This is a genomic window from Bizionia argentinensis JUB59 (assembly GCF_000224335.1).
Taxonomy (GTDB): domain Bacteria; phylum Bacteroidota; class Bacteroidia; order Flavobacteriales; family Flavobacteriaceae; genus Algorimicrobium; species Algorimicrobium argentinense.
This window is the reverse complement of the sequence record NZ_AFXZ01000051.1, coordinates 33,244-49,398: the sequence shown is the minus strand read 5'-3', so window position 1 is coordinate 49,398 and position 16,155 is coordinate 33,244. Positions and strand designations below refer to the sequence as shown.

The 16,155-nt window shown below is 33.8% G+C and carries 19 protein-coding genes and 2 pseudogenes; all 21 read left to right on the top strand.

The genetic code is table 11. The features are described 5' to 3' along the window. The first annotated feature begins 116 nt into the window (after positions 1 to 116). The 21 genes and pseudogenes from BZARG_RS12775 to BZARG_RS15330 all read left to right on the top strand — a co-directional run bounded on the left by BZARG_RS12775 (position 117) and on the right by BZARG_RS15330 (position 16,150). Positions 117 to 1,190: a response regulator gene (locus BZARG_RS12775; RefSeq protein ID WP_008639003.1), complete on the top strand. Its 1,074-nt coding sequence runs from the start codon at positions 117 to 119 to the stop codon at positions 1,188 to 1,190. Positions 1,191 to 1,491: 301 nt separating this feature from the next. Further along, complete coding sequence (locus BZARG_RS12770; RefSeq protein ID WP_040288713.1) at positions 1,492 to 1,983, top strand: hypothetical protein; 492 nt, start codon at positions 1,492 to 1,494, stop codon at positions 1,981 to 1,983. Positions 1,984 to 2,190: 207 nt separating this feature from the next. Then, positions 2,191 to 2,640, top strand: coding sequence for a PepSY-like domain-containing protein (locus tag BZARG_RS12765; protein WP_008638967.1), 450 nt, complete (start codon positions 2,191 to 2,193; stop codon positions 2,638 to 2,640). A 104-nt stretch (positions 2,641 to 2,744) separates the two neighbouring features. Next, positions 2,745 to 3,818, top strand: coding sequence for an AOC03_06830 family ribosome hibernation factor (locus BZARG_RS12760; protein ID WP_237702597.1), 1,074 nt, complete (start codon positions 2,745 to 2,747; stop codon positions 3,816 to 3,818). Between the two features lie 24 nt (positions 3,819 to 3,842). Continuing rightward, the gene (locus BZARG_RS12755; RefSeq protein ID WP_008639008.1) at positions 3,843 to 4,655 is read left to right on the top strand and encodes an SDR family oxidoreductase; all 813 of its coding nucleotides are present in this window, start codon (positions 3,843 to 3,845) and stop codon (positions 4,653 to 4,655) included. Between the two features lie 145 nt (positions 4,656 to 4,800). Beyond that, positions 4,801 to 5,087, top strand: a pseudogene (locus BZARG_RS16200) (alcohol dehydrogenase catalytic domain-containing protein); the annotation flags it as partial. A 39-nt stretch (positions 5,088 to 5,126) separates the two neighbouring features. Beyond that, the gene (locus BZARG_RS16060; protein ID WP_394330521.1) at positions 5,127 to 5,576 is read left to right on the top strand and encodes a zinc-binding dehydrogenase; all 450 of its coding nucleotides are present in this window, start codon (positions 5,127 to 5,129) and stop codon (positions 5,574 to 5,576) included. 237 nt (positions 5,577 to 5,813) lie between these two features. Continuing rightward, a complete protein-coding gene (locus BZARG_RS12745; protein ID WP_008638990.1) occupies positions 5,814 to 6,632 on the top strand; it encodes a universal stress protein in 819 nt (272 codons plus the stop codon). Between the two features lie 25 nt (positions 6,633 to 6,657). Continuing rightward, entirely contained in the window at positions 6,658 to 7,296 is a 639-nt protein-coding gene (locus BZARG_RS12740) for an HdeD family acid-resistance protein (RefSeq protein ID WP_008638972.1), read from the top strand. 9 nt (positions 7,297 to 7,305) lie between these two features. Beyond that, positions 7,306 to 7,752 (top strand): GNAT family N-acetyltransferase, encoded by a 447-nt coding sequence (locus BZARG_RS12735; protein WP_008638992.1) that lies wholly within the window; start codon positions 7,306 to 7,308, stop codon positions 7,750 to 7,752. A gap of 91 nt (positions 7,753 to 7,843) precedes the next feature. Beyond that, positions 7,844 to 8,539 (top strand): SDR family NAD(P)-dependent oxidoreductase, encoded by a 696-nt coding sequence (locus BZARG_RS12730; protein ID WP_262483637.1) that lies wholly within the window; start codon positions 7,844 to 7,846, stop codon positions 8,537 to 8,539. Between the two features lie 72 nt (positions 8,540 to 8,611). Beyond that, positions 8,612 to 8,821 (top strand): hypothetical protein, encoded by a 210-nt coding sequence (locus BZARG_RS16055; RefSeq protein WP_237702596.1) that lies wholly within the window; start codon positions 8,612 to 8,614, stop codon positions 8,819 to 8,821. Between the two features lie 32 nt (positions 8,822 to 8,853). Continuing rightward, complete coding sequence (locus BZARG_RS12725; RefSeq protein WP_008638976.1) at positions 8,854 to 9,450, top strand: EamA family transporter; 597 nt, start codon at positions 8,854 to 8,856, stop codon at positions 9,448 to 9,450. Between the two features lie 379 nt (positions 9,451 to 9,829). After that, positions 9,830 to 11,089, top strand: a complete 1,260-nt coding sequence (locus BZARG_RS12720; protein ID WP_008638964.1) for a RidA family protein — start codon at positions 9,830 to 9,832, stop codon at positions 11,087 to 11,089. Between the two features lie 279 nt (positions 11,090 to 11,368). Next, a pseudogene (locus BZARG_RS16195) lies at positions 11,369 to 11,800 on the top strand (universal stress protein); the annotation flags it as partial. A gap of 491 nt (positions 11,801 to 12,291) precedes the next feature. Next, positions 12,292 to 13,827 (top strand): catalase, encoded by a 1,536-nt coding sequence (locus tag BZARG_RS12710; protein WP_008639015.1) that lies wholly within the window; start codon positions 12,292 to 12,294, stop codon positions 13,825 to 13,827. A gap of 28 nt (positions 13,828 to 13,855) precedes the next feature. After that, positions 13,856 to 14,323, top strand: a complete 468-nt coding sequence (locus BZARG_RS12705) for a DIP1984 family protein (protein WP_008639026.1) — start codon at positions 13,856 to 13,858, stop codon at positions 14,321 to 14,323. Positions 14,324 to 14,574: 251 nt separating this feature from the next. After that, positions 14,575 to 15,129: an NADPH-dependent FMN reductase gene (locus BZARG_RS12700; RefSeq protein ID WP_008638998.1), complete on the top strand. Its 555-nt coding sequence runs from the start codon at positions 14,575 to 14,577 to the stop codon at positions 15,127 to 15,129. Positions 15,130 to 15,183: 54 nt separating this feature from the next. Further along, positions 15,184 to 15,753, top strand: coding sequence for a YceI family protein (locus BZARG_RS12695; RefSeq protein ID WP_008638958.1), 570 nt, complete (start codon positions 15,184 to 15,186; stop codon positions 15,751 to 15,753). 14 nt (positions 15,754 to 15,767) lie between these two features. Beyond that, positions 15,768 to 15,947, top strand: coding sequence for a nuclear transport factor 2 family protein (locus BZARG_RS15335; protein ID WP_008639037.1), 180 nt, complete (start codon positions 15,768 to 15,770; stop codon positions 15,945 to 15,947). Beyond that, positions 15,947 to 16,150 carry a nuclear transport factor 2 family protein gene (locus tag BZARG_RS15330; RefSeq protein ID WP_008638948.1) on the top strand — a complete coding sequence of 68 codons (204 nt, stop codon included), beginning with the start codon at positions 15,947 to 15,949 and terminating at the stop codon, positions 16,148 to 16,150. Before BZARG_RS15335 ends, BZARG_RS15330 begins: the two co-directional genes overlap by 1 nt. Positions 16,151 to 16,155: the final 5 nt, after the last annotated feature.

Sequence of the window (16,155 nt, the reverse complement as noted above, 5' to 3'; positions counted from 1 at the left end):
GTCCAAAAAAAACGATAAATAGAAACACATGAAACGCGCATGTTCAGAATTTTATCGCTTAAGTAAATGTTTAATAGCGAACAACATGTGTCCAAAAAAACAATAAATAGAAACACATGAAAATAAAGATTTTATTAATAGAAGACCACCAAGATGTGCGAGAAAATACCGCAGAGATATTAGAGTTATCAAACTATGAAGTCTGTACCGCAGTGGATGGTAAGAATGGTGTTGAAGTAGCAAAAATAGAAAACCCAGATATTATTATATGCGATATTATGATGCCTGTAATGGATGGCTATGAAGTGTTGCGACACTTAAGAAAAGAAGAACAAACAGCCAGCACACCTTTTATATTTTTAACTGCCAAAACAGAACGAACAGACATAAGAAAAGGGATGAACATTGGCGCAGATGATTACCTAACAAAGCCTTTTGACGAAAACGAGCTATTGGAAGCCATTGCATCTAGGCTGGAAAAACACGACGCTTTAAAGAAGGAATTTAGCAAAGACATTGAAAGTGTCAACCTGTTTTTTGATGATACGGCAATACAAGACGATTTAAAAAGTCTTTCAGAACATAGAGATGCTGTAGTTTTTAACCTAAAAGACTTTGTTTTTATGGAAGGAGACGCTGCACATACACTTTATTATATTCAAAAAGGAGCTGTAAAAACGTATAAAACAGTTGAATCTGGGAAATCGTTGGTAACGGGCTTATTTGGTGTAGGACAATTTGTAGGTCAACTATCCTTACTTACTGGTCAAGGTAAATACAGAGATACCGCTACAGTTATAGAAGAATCAGAACTTGTAAAAATCCCAAAATCAGAATTTACAGCCCTACTTTTTGGAGATAAACACATTGCTAATAAATTCATCACAATGCTATCTAACGATATGCTCAACCTGCAAGAACAGCTTATAAGTATGGCTTTTGATACGGTAAGACAGCGGTTAGCAAAAGTATTATTAAACCTTTCAAATACAGAAATACTTAATAATACCACAAATAAAGGTATCAATATAACACGAGATGATTTAGCCAATCTTATCGGTACTGCTACCGAGACTGCCATTAGAATGCTCACTAAATTTAAAGATGAAAACGTAGTAACTATTGGTGCTCACAAAGAAATTATCATTGAAGACGTAAGACGCTTAGAAGATATGGCGGAGTTTGAATAGTATTTCAAGCCTGTTTCCTAACCCATTGTCTTATAGTAAAACGCTTTAATTATGCTGATACGCTTTTGCGAAATCTTTAAAAAAAAACACTTCTCATCGCTATAAAATTAGTCTGAATAAAAATTTAAACTGACTTATTGATTTTTTTGTGATTTAGGCTTTTAAAGCAAGCTGTCTACAAAAAAGCGCATTCTATTTTAACAAAACTTTTTGAATAATAAATAAAGCGATTGACTTCGATCATTGCCAAAAACGTACAGTCTTGATAATTTGGCACAACACTAAATTAAATAGTTACAGAATGCCATATATAGAAGATAAAAACCTTCGAAAAATATTTATTACAAGGGTTTATTCAAGCATATCTCAAATAGAAACTGTAGTAAATACTATGGCATTAATAGGCAATGATAAACCGCAGGTGTCCGTATTAGGCCAATACACTTCACTTAATTCAAGGACTAAAATAGAACTTAAAACAATCTTTGCCAATATAAAAGAGGAATTAAGAGGCTTTAGTAGTAACACCTTTAAGTTTGGTTTTTTTAACCATTCAGAATACGGTAAATTATTTATAGCAGGTCATTTAACATCAATATTTCTTACCGAAGTGGACAACAGAAAACTCGCTGCATTACCTGCTGGTCTTTTAGGTATTTTTAGAGAATTAGGGTTCAATGAAAGAGAAACTAAAAACTATTTAACGACGGTAAAAGATGGGAAATTTTGCCTTATCATACGAGTAGAGTTGCGTAACTTAGAAACGGTGAATGCCTTGGTAGAAGCAAATTAATTTTTTTACTATTAGCCTATTTATTATTTTAAAGACTCATTTTTCTTATTAGTATGATGTAGCCTTTACTTTTTTATCAAATATAACGTTCTAATCCATAGTCTTTTAATTAATGAGTAGGCGAACTGACTTAGGTCATTTGGTAGACTTTATATCATAGGTATCTTTGATGTGTTATTAATATGAACAACATAAAATTATAATTCAATGAAAACACTCAAAGCGATTACAGTAGGAATAATTTTACTTTTTACCGGAACAATGAATGCCCAAGATTTAAAAAAGACAGATGTTCCACAAAGTTTTACTAAAAGTCTTTTAGAAGTTTACCCTGAAGCTAAAGATATAATATGGGAAAGAAGTAACGAAGATTATAAAGTAAAGTTCAAAAACAATTTACTGGAGCATAAAATTTACTTCAATAAACAGGGAGACCGTGTAAAAGTAGAAGCCGAAATTGTTAAAGCAAATTTACCAAAGCCCCTAGTCGAGGCTCTTAAAAGAGATTATTCCGATTATAGAATTGATTCAGCTAAATCTATGTTTCAAAATGGAGTAACCACCTATGAAGTTGAAGTTTCAAAATCTGGTTGGACAGAAGAAATAGAATTGACTTATAGCGAAGCAGGTACAGTTTTAGATATCGATAGGGGTTAATTTTACGTATTCTTTATTAAGAAAAGTTAAAAGCATTGGCCTCTATTCCAATCCATTCTAAATAAATCGTCCAACTTTTTATTGTAAATTTAAAATCATAGATTATGAACACCACATTAAAAAAATTAAAGAATATAAGTTCTGATAACTGTATCACAATAATAATGAATACACACAGAACACTTCCAGAACGCTTAAAAGATGAAATAACACTTAAAAACCATATCAAAGAGGTTGAAACAAGGCTTCTGGCAGATACTACTAAACGTGAGGCGACAGCCTTGTTAGAAAAATTAGAATCTCTCGCGGACCAAATAGATCACGCTCATAATTTAGAGAGCTTAATCCTTTTTGTGAACGAAGACATTGCTAAATTTACACGACTACCTATTCAAGTTTCAGATCGTGTAATGATTGATTCTTCCTTTTCTACAAGAGATTTAGTAAGAGCGATGCATAGTGAGTCTAATTATTATATACTGGTTCTAAACCAAGATAAAGTTCGATTAGTCGAAGCTTTAAATGATAGATTGGTTACGGAATTTAAATCACCATTCCCTATCGAGAACACGTTGTTTTTCGGTAAAAATAAGACACAATTTGATGTGGCTTCAAAAAAGAGAAGCTTAATGGCAGAATTTTTTAATCAAGTAGATAAAGAAGTTAATGCCATTAGAAAAGAAAATCCTTTGCCAGTATTAATTGTTACGGTTGAAGAAAACTATCATGAGTATTTAAAAATAGCTGATGAAAAAGAGAGCATTTTTACATCCTTTTTAAACAATAGCAGAATCGAAGAAATAGACCACGTTATTGTTACTGAGGCCTGGGGGATTGTAGAAGCACATAATATAGCAAAAAATGTAGCACGTAAGGCAGAATTGCTCAAAGCAGTAACCGAAAACAAATTTTTAAGTGATACTAACGAAATCCGGAGAGCCATTACAGAAGGCAGAATACAAACGCTTTTTATAGAAAAAGGTTTATTTCAGCCAGCAGTTATGGAAGATGATGAAATTAGGTATGTTAAAGAAGAAGACCGAACAAAAACCGATGTCATTGATGATATCTATGATGAACTTATTGATTTAAATATGAGTTTTGGTGGCGATGTAGTCTTTCTTCCTAAAGGAGAATTGTCAAAATTTAATGGCTTTGGAGCCATAACGAGATATTAAAAAATTAATTTAAAGATACGTAAAATGAAAGTACAAAAAAACCTAATAGTTATTACAGGAGGAGCAGGAGGCATAGGTCAGGCTTGTGCGAGAGCTTTTAAAAACCAACCTATAATACTTACAGATTATTCGCAAGACAAAGTGGATGAAACCGTAGCAAAATTTTCAAAAGAAGGTTTTGACGTTGCAGGAATTGCTTGTGATATCACAGATAAAAAAGGTATAGATAAACTAACAAAATTTGTAGCAGATAATGGGTCCTTAAAAGCATTCATTCACACAGCTGGAGTTAGCGGAACTGTGAAAGACTTGAAAAAAGTATTCAACATAGACTTAGTTGCAACCGATCTTTTAGTTGATGCATTTTATGAGCTAGCAGAAAAAGATTCAGTAGCAATTTTATTATCGTCTATGATGGCTCATACAGTTCCTGCAAATAAAGATTATGATGAGGCACTTATAAATCCACAAGCACAAGAATCTTTTGATATTGTGAGCAAATTTGTAAATAACGATTCAGACTTAATGTACAATTTCGCAAAACGAGGTGTGCAATTGTTAACGATAAAAAATGCTAATAAATGGGGAGAAAAAGGCGCAAGAATCGTATCTGTTTCACCAGGAGTTATTGAAACACCAATGGCATTAAAAGCTGCAGAAGAACATCCGGAACGCATGGAAATGATTAAACAAGCTACGCCTTTAAAACGTAATGGTCAACCTAAAGATGTTGTAGATGTCATCCATTTTTTAGCAAGTGATGCAGCACGTTTTATTAACAGTACAGATATTTTGATAGATGGCGGAGTTATTCATAATATCAAAAAAATGGGATAAATCACGGATTAAATCTCAAAAATAAAATAATAACATATTAAATAGAAGGATTATGGAAAAGATGAAAGCAGCGCGCTGTTATGCAGCGAAAGATATAAGAGTATAGGAAACTAATGTTCCAACACCAAATGATAATCAGGTAAAAATAGAAGTTAAGTTTACAGGTGTTTGTGGTTCAGATCTACATGAGTATAATCACTGCCCACAATTAATTCATGGAGGTGAGCCGTATCCATTAAATGGTTATAAAGGAGTAACTACACTTGGTCACGAATTTTCAGGAGTTGTGGTTAATACAGGAAAAATGTTACAAATGTAAAAAAAGGAGACCGCGTTACTGTGGAGCCTATTCTTAGAAATCCAGAAAGCCCATTTGTACCAAAAGGAGAATATAACTTTTCAGAGCCATTAGGTTTTGTTGGTCTTACTGCCAATGGTGCTTTTGCCAAATATGGGGTTGTTGAAGAATATATGACCCGTAAAAAGCCAGATAATATGACGTTTGAGCAAGGTGTAATTGTTGAACCTGATGCGGTAGCTGCTTATGGCTTACAGCAAAGAGGAATGAAAATGGGAGACACAGTTTTAATTACAGGAGCTGGCCCTATTGGATTGCTTACACTTCAAGTGGCTTTAGCGAGTGGTGCTTCTCAAGTTTTTATTACAGATATTTCTGAAAGTAGATTGGCAAAAGCAAAAGAAATTGGAGCAACAAAAACTTTTGACGCCCGTGAAAAAGACATTCCTAAAAAAATAAAGGAAATGACAGAAAATGGTGTTGATGTATTTATAGATGCGGCAGGTGTGCAATCTTCCTTTGATACAGGAATACAGAGTTTGCGTAATGGTGGTATAGCAGTATTAGTAGCGCTGTTTTCTAAAAATGTGTCGCACGATGCTTTAGACCAAGCTTTAAGATAATTAACAATTAAAGGAATTATTGGATATCGAAATATTTTTCCTGAAGTTATTGCTTTGATTAATAGTGGAAGATTACCAGTAGAAAAATTAATCACAAACTTAATACCGTTAGAAAATATTGTATATGAAGGCTTCGAAGCATTAATAAAAGATCCGTCGGAAGTAAAAATACTGGTTGATCTTAGTAAATAGTAAAACAAATAAAAGATAAAAACTAACCTTGTTAATTTATAAATTATGAAAGATATAATTATACCTATTGATTTTTCAGAACAATCAGAATTTGCTCTAGAAACAGGAGCTATACTTGCCAAAAAGCATAACGCCACCTTACACGTGCTACATATGTTAGAGGTTTCTGATGCATTGTTCTCTATCTCGCAAAATGACAGTAAAAACGAAATGTTTTTTATGTTGTCGCTTGCAAAAAAACGATTTGAAGAGTTTTTGAACAAAGACTATTTAGAAGGCGTTACCGTGATTCCAGTGATTAAAAAGCACAAGGTATATCAAGAGGTAGATGCTGTTGCTAAAGAGTTAGATGCAGATTTGATAATTATGGGTTCTCAAGGCATCACGCTTCAAGATGGCATATTTGCTGGATCTAATGCAGAAAAAATGGTACGAAATAGTAGCACACCTGTATTAATTGTTAAAAATAAACCAGAAAACTTTAGCCTAAACCAAGTGGTTTTAGCAACAGATATGAGTATAGAAAGTGTAGATGCCTATAAGAGAGCAGAAAACAAACTTTCAAAACTAGGAAGCAAAGTGGACTTGGTTTATGTGAATAGACCTAATAACGGATTTATAAACTCTAAAACCTTCAATAAAAAGGTAAAAGAATTTGCTGATGCAGGCGGATCAAATAAAGTAGAATTTATTGCGGGTTATACTATTGAGGACGGAATCATTCAATATGCAGATGAAACAAACGCTGATGCAATTGTAGTGATTACTAATGCGAGAAAAGGATTAAATCATTTAATTAAAGGAAGTATCTCAGAAGATCTTGCAAACCATTCAAGACGACCAGTAATGACCTTTAAATTATAATTATTAACCTGTAAAAAACAAAACTATGGAAACATCATTTTTAAAAACGATTAAAAGCACCGTTAAACATTGGTACATTCCTTTACTTGTAGGTATATTTTTTATAATCGTAAGCATTGTAGCCTTTTCTTCGCCAGTAGGCTCGTTGTTAACACTGTCCTTACTCTTTGCATTATCATTTTTATTAAGTGGCATTTCAGAAAGTGTTTTTGCGCTGATAAATAGAGATCGCCTGGATAATTGGGGTTGGTCTTTAGGCTTCGGTATTCTTACGTTAATAGTTGGGGTTTTATTATTACTTAAACCTGAATTGTCCATTACAGCATTAGCTTTTTATATTGGTTTTGTAATTATGTTTCGTTCTATATCTACCATTGGTTTTGCAATGGATGTTAAAAAATATGGAAGCAAAAACTGGGGAGGACTTTTAATTTTAGGTACAATTGGTACCATCGTATCATTCATACTTATTTGGAATCCGCTTTTTGCAGGATTGAGTCTGGTAGTATTAGTGGCTATAAATTTCCTTTTCGCTGGGCTTTTCAGTGTTTTTCTTTCATTTCAATTGCGAAAGTTGCATAAATCCTCAAAAAAGATATCAGCAGAATTAGTAAAACGTTATGACGACCTTATGTTAGAAATACGTAACGAATGGGATGATTAAAAAAACATAATGATAACAATACATAAAGTAAAATTAGAAGATTTAGAAACTATTATTGCCATTGAGCAACACGTATTCAATACAGACAGTTACCCAGCTTTTGTAATACGTCAATTATTCGATATTTCTAGAGATTACTTTTTGGTAGCAAAAGAAAATGACAAAATTTTTGGCTATATTATAGGTGGTTTAAGTACAAATGAGCAAAAAGGCTGGATATTATCTTTAGGTGTTCATCAAAAAGGTAGAGGGAAAGGTTTAGGAAAAAAACTAACAGAAGGTTTGATTGAAGTTCTAAAAGCTAAAAACCCTAAAGAAATTGCCTTAACAGTCTATTCTGATAATGTTTCTGCTATAAAAATATATAAAGATTTGGGTTTTGAAGGAGAGGAAATTTTAGATAACTATTTTTTAGATAATGAAGACCGAATAGTTATGGCTTTACCAATCAAATAAATAGGTGAAATGCATATTTGGAATTTTAATACAATAAATACTATGAAAAATTTAAAAGATAAAATAACAATAATAACAGGAGGCGGCAGGAATTGGTGGAGCCATGACTACTGAATTAACGGAAAGAGGAGCTTGTGTTGTTGCTGTTGACCTAAACGAAGAAGCAGGTAAGCAAAAAGTAGCATCCAATCCAGAGCAAATTGCATTCTTAAAAGGAGATATTTCTAAAGAAACAGTTGCAAAAGAAGCGGTTAAACTTGCTATTTCTAAATTCGGAAAATTAACAAGTCTGGTTAATAATGCACACGCATCTCGTCAAAAACCAATACTAGAACTTACTGAAGACGATTGGGCTTTGTCTATGAACACAGGTTTAAAAGGTACCTTAAATTTTATGAAAGCTGCCTATAAAGAATTAAAGAAAACTAACGGGTCCATCGTAAATTTTGGTTCTGGTGCAGGGTTACTAGGTCAAAAAAATCAAGGAAGCTATGCAGCAGCCAAAGAAGCGATTCGAGGTTTGTCCCGTGTAGCAGCTAATGAATGGGCAGAAGATGGCATTAGAGTAAACATAGTTTGTCCGCTTGCATTTACCGAAGGTGTAAAACAATGGAAAGAAAATTTCCCAGAACAATATGAAGAAATTATTAGTAAAAACCCAATGCATCGTTTTGGAGACCCACAAAAAGACGTTGCACCTATAGTAGCCTTTTTATTGAGTGAAGACAGTCAGTATATGACGGGTCAAACACTTATGGCAGATGGTGGGGATATAAAATTAAGATAATTAGTTTAATAGAAGAAACATAATGAATAGTACTAGTTCGGAAGAAGAGGAACTTCTTTGATGTTTAATAACATGGGAACATTGTTCAATAACCGCTGGGTTTTATTAATAGTCATAACATTAACTTGGGGAAGCTCGTTTATGTTAATCAAAAAATCATTGGTTGCCTTTACACCTTATGAAATAGGAGCTATTTGTATAGTTGGTTCTGGATTGTTACTAGCTATTATTGGTATTCCAGCAATTAAAAAAATGTCTAAAAAAAACCTTATTCTGGGGTAACTGTCGTAGGTTTTTCTGGGAATTTTTCACCCATGTTTTTGTTTCCCATTGCGCAAACAGAGATAAGTAGTTCTTTGGCGGGACTTTTAGATTCTTTAATGCCCGTTTTTGTGTTGGTATTTGGATTTTTTCTTTTCGGAATTAAGAGTCAATTTTCACAAGTCATTGGTGCTGTAATAGGGTTTTTAGGTGCTGCAAGCTTAATTTATTTTTCAGATGCAAATACGGAAGGGTCACAGTTTGGGTATGCATCGCTAATTGTTTTAGCAGGAGCGTCTTATGGTGATAATGCTGTGGTTGTTGCAGAGCGAACATCAAAAGTTAAAGCTGTTGAATTAACTGCTGCTGTTTATACCATTTGGGCAGTTCCTGCACTTGTGGTATTATATTTTACTGGTTTTGTTCAAAATTTTGAATTAACACCAGACGTTCTGAAACCATTAGGGTATTTATCGTTTTTAACCCTATTCGGAACAGCGATTGCAATGCTATTGTATTATAAATTAATTCAAAAAACATTAGCTGTTTTTGCAAGTACAGCAAGTTGTTTATTACCAATTGTTGCTGTAATTTGGGGTATTATTGATGGAGAAAAATTTACAATTTGGTATGCGTTAGTGGTGTTTTGATTTTAATTGTTATTTATTTGATTAGAGAAAAAAGACAGACGCAAAGTTAGTGCCTCGTAGCTGATTTTAATTTATTAGATAGACACTATTATATAAATTAAAACCTATGTTCTCAACGGTCAACCAATACTTCGCTAATATCGAGATATTTTATTCGCTGTTTTTAAAGACTTAACTATGAGCTAAATTAATATTCAAAATAGTAGGTCTTTAAAGAATATACGCCTTATGGTCATTCCTTATTCAAACTGATCTGGATCATAGCAAGAGTTGAATAAGCATGTTAACTTTGATTCATGATTTATTATAGGAGTCTCTTAAATAAACCTATGCAATTAGTAAATTATTTTAATAATAAAATCTAAAAATAAATATCGATATGGGTAATGATATCATTAAAGTTTCAAGAAACACTGAAAATGCGCCAAAAAGTTCTTTTGCAACACAATCTGTAGCCTTTTCGCATTACAATAATATTTCAGCTCAATTACCTATCAATCCAAGAACAGGTGAAATTGCAGGAAATACCATAGCGGAACAAGCTAAGCAATGCTTAAATAACTTGAGAGCAATTGTAGAAGGTATCGATCAAAGTATGAACGATGTCATTAAAATTACGATATACATTAAAAACATATCAGATATTGATGCCTTAGATGAAGTTTATACGTCGGTCTTTCAAAACTATTTTCCTACACGAACAATCATGGCGGTCGATGCTTTACCGATGGACGGCGCATTGATACAAATGGATGCTGTAATTTCAAACGGTGTTGGTACGCATCCGCAACAACCAACAGCGCTTAAGAAAGTTGTGAAGAATACTCAAAATGCGCCAATTAGTAAAGTATCTGCTCAAACGGTAGCATTTTCCCATTACAACAATATTTCGGCGCAGTTACCTATCGATCCAAAATCGGATAAAATTGTAATTGGTGGTGTGAAGAAGCAAGCTGAACAGTGCCTAAAAAATATCAAGGCAATTTTACAAAGCATAGACGTTCCTTTTGACGATATTGTTAAAACAACAATTTTTCTTAAAAACCCCTCGGATATAGACGCTGTAAATGAAGTGTATTCCTCATTTTTTCCAGACTCTGCAATTGCCAGAACAGCGGCTTATGTACCTGCACGTACCGTGGTCATAGCTTCAGGTTTGCCTATGGACGCCTTAATTCAAATTGATGCCGTGATCTCTCACGGAGATGGCACACCACCACAAGCCGTTGCAGACAGACATGGGATTGTCATCCGCGCAAACAATACGCAGGACGCACCTAAAAACACGTTCTCTACCCAAACTGTAGCTTTTTCGCACTACAACCATATTTCAGGCCAGTTACCACTAGAACCAAAAACCGATAAAATGATTGCTGGTGGAATAAAAGAACAGGTAAATCAAAGCTTAAAAAACATTAAGGCTATCGTGGAAAGTATAGATCACGTTATGGATGATGTGGTTAAAGTAAACATACAACTTAAAAACATCAAGGATATCGATGTTTTGAATGAAGTATTTACCACATTTTTCAAAAGCGATCTTCCTGCAAGAACAATAATTGGTGTTTCAGCTTTGCCTATGAACGCTTTGGTACAAATTGATGCAGTTGTTTCAAATGGAGAAGGCACACCACCGTAACAATGGGACTTTTTTAATTCGCTAAATTGAAAGAAAATATCATAAGCAAAGTCGATAGTCAAAAGATTAGGCCTTCAAATTAATATTCCATTTAGGGTTATTCCGCACAAAGAGAAATAGTGTTAATAAACAGTTGTTGTTTGTGCCAAGGATCGATGATTGCATTTGCTGTTTTTAGAGTTTTCAACTTTTGCTTTAATTTTCAGATAGTGACTGACCGAGGTCATTTCAATAGTCATGGTAGTTGACTAATTTTAACAATTGTGAAAAGCTATCATTATGGACAAAAGAATCTTAATACTTACTGATTTTTCAAAAGAAGCTCTTAATGCAGCACGCTATGCTTTAGACCTCTATGCAGACCGTAAATGCACGTTTTACTTTTTGAACACCTATTATGCAGATGGTTACTCTATAGATAGCCACAATTACACGGATTTTGGTCGGCGAACTTTTGACAATCAAGAGCCTAAAACGGAAGAACAATTTAAAAGTTTAATAGAAGTACTTAATCTGCAAAGTAACGATCCAATACATACATATAATACAATTTTTGCAAACAATGCCTTGCTTGAAGCTGTAGATGATGTTGTAGCAAAACACGATATAGATATCATCATTATGGGAGCAAAAGGTATGACCAGTTCAAGACCAGTTGCTTTTGGTATGAATACCATTAATGTGATGGAAAATAGTAAAGCTTGCCCTGTTTTGGCGATACCTGAAGATGTCGTTTTTAAAACACCAAGAAAAATAGTTTTTCCTACGGATTATAAAACACCTTTTAAACGAAGAGAGCTCAAATACCTGATTAATATTGCCGGTACGCATGGCACAGATATACAGGTGATTCATATCAAAGAATCGGATAAGCTAACAAAGGAACAACAGGATAACAAAAAATTGTTAGTAACGCTTTTTAAAGATGTTGACCATAGTTTCCATGAATTAAATGGTATGACGGTTCTTGAAGGAATTAACGCTTTTATAGAAAGACATGAAAGCGATATGGTTGCTTTTATAAATCAAAAAAGCAATTTTTTCAGTAGATTAGTGTCTAAACCATTGGTCAAAGATTTAGGATACCAATCACATGTTCCGGTACTTGTATTGAGGCATCGTGTATAAAAGAAACACTTGCAGAAGATTGTTTTTTTTGTAAATTTAAATATTAAGATAAATCACTAAAAAATAAACTAAAAATGGAAGATAATAAACCAAAACTCACAAGACAAACTGGAGCACCAGTTGGAGACAACCAAAATGTACAAACTGCAGGACCAAGAGGGCCAATGCTAATGCAAGATGCTTGGTTTCTTGAAAAAATGGCAAACTTTGATCGCGAAGTCATTCCAGAAAGGCGAATGCACGCTAAAGGTTCTGGAGCGTTTGGAACATTTACGTTAACTCACGATATTTCAAAATATACCAAAGCGAAAATTTTTAGCGAAGTTGGTAAAAAAACAGAAATGTTCAGCAGATTTTCTACAGTTGCAGGAGAAAGAGGCGCTGCAGATGCCGAAAGAGATATTAGAGGTTTTGCACTTAAGTTTTATACCGATGAAGGTATCTGGGATTTAGTAGGAAATAATACACCTGTGTTTTTCTTTCGTGATCCAATGAAGTTTCCAGACTTAAATCGTGCTGTAAAACGTGATCCAAAAACTAATTTAAGAAGTGCTAATAATAACTGGGATTTTTGGACTTTACTTCCAGAATCTTTACACCAAGTTACCATAACTATGAGTGATCGTGGCATTCCAAAAGGCTACAGACATATGCACGGTTTTGGTAGCCATACCTATAGTTTTTTAAACAAAGACAACGCAAGACATTGGGTGAAGTTTCATTTTGTAAGTCAGCAAGGAATAGAAAACCTATCTGATGAAGAGGCGAAGAAAGTGGTAGGAATGGATCGGGAATCATCACAAAGAGATCTTTTTGATGCTATTGATAAAAAGGATTTTCCGAAATGGAAAATGTTTGTACAAGTTATGACAGAAGAAGAAGCAAAAACATATCGTTTTCATCCCTTCGATTTAACTAAAGTTTGGTCTAAAAAAGATTTTCCTTTAATACCTGTTGGAGAATTTGAATTAAATAGAAACCCAGAAAACTATTTTCAAGACGTAGAGCAAGCTGCTTTCAATCCATTGAATGTGGTTCCTGGAATTGGTTTTTCACCAGATAAAATGTTGCAAGGGCGACTATTTTCTTATGGAGATGCACAACGTTATCGATTAGGTGTAAATCATTATCAAATTCCGGTTAATAAACCAACCTGTCCGTATCATTCTAACCATAGAGATGGAACTATGCGTGTAGATGGAAATCATGGCGGCACATTGCATTATGAGCCTAACAGTTATGGTGAATGGCAAGAGCAGCCAGAATTTAAAGATCCCCCTTTAGAATTAAATGGTGACGCTTATGCGCACAATTTTAGGGATGATGATGAAGATTATTACACGCAACCAGGCGATTTGTTCCGCATTATTAAAGCCGACGGAAAAGCAGATTTGTTATTTAATAATACAGCAGCGCAAGTAGGTGGCGCAGAAAAATTCATTCAAGTTCGCCATATAAGAAACTGCTTTAAAGCCGATCCAGAATATGGTCAAGGTGTTGCAAAAGCATTAGGTTTAACTATGGATGAGGTAAATAACTTTGATTTGACACCTTATAATAAATGGGCACCGAAACCAGATAATAATCCAATTTCTAAATGTCCAAGGTAATAATTAGTTAATTTTTTAAAGCTACAGTATGTCAGAAAAAATTAAAAAAATGAAACTTGCAGAGGCACTTTTGTTACGATCAGATTTGATGAAGAAAATTGAACATATTCAAAATAGAATAAGGCCTGTTCTTATTGTATCAGATGACAAAAAACCACAAGAAGATCCAGCAAAGCTATTGGCGCAATTGAGAACCGCAATTCAAGATTTAGAAAGCTTGGTTATTAGAATCAATAAGACCAATAATGAAAATAATATTAAAGGAGAAGGTTCGCTAATGGAGGCACTTGCTAAAAGAGATTCATTAAAAATGCTTTCTGAAAAATTAAGAAATATTAGGTACGCTGCTCAAATAAATAATAGTGGTGATGCCAATCTTAAAACAACCATTGATATTAAGAAGTTACAAACTGAAATGGATCAAACAGGAAGAGCTTTTAGAGAGATAGATAGTAAAATTCAGGAATTAAATTGGCTTACAGAGTTAAAAGATTAAGCCGAAAGGCGGAATGATTGGGGTGAGTACCAGCCCTTTTTCTTGGTAGTTTTCTGGGCAAACTGAAAACACTACCAACGGCAAGCTACTTGGGTTGTGGCAAAAATGTATTGTTTAAGACCCATTACCGCTTACAGATTACAAGTGTACTGTGTAAAATTTACAACCAGGTACTGACCAATCATTCTTTTATCTAAAATTGATTAATTGGAAATTCATTTTAATTTTTAATAACTTAAATACAAAATAGTATGAAAAAATACAAAATCGCAGTAATCGTAGGAAGTCTTCGTAAAGAATCCTTCAATTTAAAAACAGCAAAAGCTATGATGGCAATGGCACCAGAATCATTTGATATGGAATTATTGGATATCTCTGGGCTTCCAATGTTTAATGAAGACCTTGAAGATAATCCACCAAAAGAATGGGAAAAGTTACGCAAGAATATTAAAGACGCAGATGGACTACTATTCTTTACACCAGAATACAACCGTTCTGTACCAGCAGTTTTAAAAAACGCTATTGATGTTGGTTCTCGTCCTTATGGAAAAAATTCGTGGGATGGAAAACCCGCAGCTATTGTTAGTGTTTCTATTGGAGCTATTAGCGGTTTTGGTGCCAATCACCATTTAAGACAATCGCTAACTTTTATAAATGTACCAACAATGGCACAGCCAGAAGCTTATCTTGGCGGAGCGGCAGAACTTTTTGACGATAATGGTAAGTTGAAGAATGACTCTACCAAAGACTTCTTAAAGAGCTTTATGAATGCTTTTGAGAAATGGGTAGATACGATTGCGAAGTAATAGCAATTTATAGCATAAACTATTATAATTATTAACCTTTAAAAAATAAAGACAATGAAAAATATTATATCATTAGTTGCATTGGTATTCCTTACGGTAAGCTCATTTGCACAAACACAATGGAAAGTAGATCCGTTCCACTCGTCCTTAAACTTCAATATATCACATTCTGGAATTAGTATAGTGAATGGGAAATTTTTAGAATACACAGGGAACTTGACAACAGATGGTGATGCGCTTAACGATGCAAATTTCGATTTTACGGTTAAGATTGAAAGTATTAATACCAATGTAGAAGATAGAGATAACCATTTAAGAAGTGCTGATTTTTTTGAAGTTGAAAGATATCCTGAAATGACGTTTAAAAGCACGAAAATATCTTCTACAGATAAATCTGACCACTATCAATTACACGGTCAATTAACTATAAAAGATGTCACAAAAGAGGTGGTTTTTGATGTGCACTATGGTGGAACAGCCAAGAGCGAACAAGGTGAAAAATTAGGAATGAAAGCCGAAACGACTATTAATAGATTTGATTATAATATTAATTACGACCCAGCCGCTACTGGTGTTGGAAAAGACGTAATCATAGTGGTTCACTTACAATTTGCAAAACAATAAAAAATCAATAGAAAATGAAAAATCCAGCAAAAGAAGTAGTAGAAAATATGTTCGCTGCCTTTAGTAGTGGCGATGCAGATAAATTTGTGGCAACAGTTTCAGACGATACCGTTTGGATTTATCATGGTACACAAATAATCCCAAAAGGACGGTTTGAAAAGAAGGACGGTGTTCGAGTTTTTATGAAAATATAATGGAACGAACCGAAATCATCAACTTTGAACCGCTTCAATATATCGTTGAAGGTAATATGGTTGTGGTTTTAGGAAGAGAGCATCAAAAAGTAAAACGATCTGGAAGAGAACTAAAACAAGATTGGGTTCAAATCTATACAGTTGAAAACGATTTGATTACTAAAATGGAAGAATTTGCAACTTCCGAAGAAGTGAAAAAGTAAGTTTT